Origin of the sequence: Nonomuraea sp. NPDC048916 (assembly GCF_040649575.1) — a bacterium.
In the GTDB taxonomy this organism is placed as follows: Bacteria; Actinomycetota; Actinomycetes; order Streptosporangiales; family Streptosporangiaceae; genus Nonomuraea.
Genome location: NZ_JBEZFS010000284.1, coordinates 1 through 385, shown reverse-complemented (window position 1 = coordinate 385; position 385 = coordinate 1). Strand labels below are relative to the sequence as shown.

Sequence of the window (385 nt, the reverse complement as noted above, 5' to 3'; positions counted from 1 at the left end):
CGGCGGCCCGCATCCTGCTCAACTCGGTCTTCCTCGACGAGTGCGTGAAGGCGGGCCTGGACTCGGCGATCGTGCACGCGAGCAAGATCCTGCCGATCGCGCGCTTCGACGAGGAGCAGGTCACCACCGCGCTCGACCTGATCTACGACCGGCGCTCCGAGGGGTACGACCCGCTCCAGAAGCTGATGGCGCTGTTCGAGGGAGCCACCACCAAGTCCCTCAAGGCGGGCAAGGCCGAGGAACTGGCCGCCCTGCCCCTGGACGAGCGGCTCAAGCGGCGCATCATCGACGGTGAGAAGAACGGCCTGGAGGCCGACCTCGACGCGGCACTCCAGGACCGGCCGGCCCTCGACATCGTCAACGAGACACTCCTCGACGGCATGAA

General features: G+C 67.8%; 1 protein-coding gene. It reads left to right on the top strand.

Translation table 11 applies throughout. From position 1 onward, the window contains the following. Positions 1–385 (top strand): B12-binding domain-containing protein (locus AB0C16_RS40870; protein WP_357691598.1); only part of this gene is annotated, 385 nt, incomplete at both ends.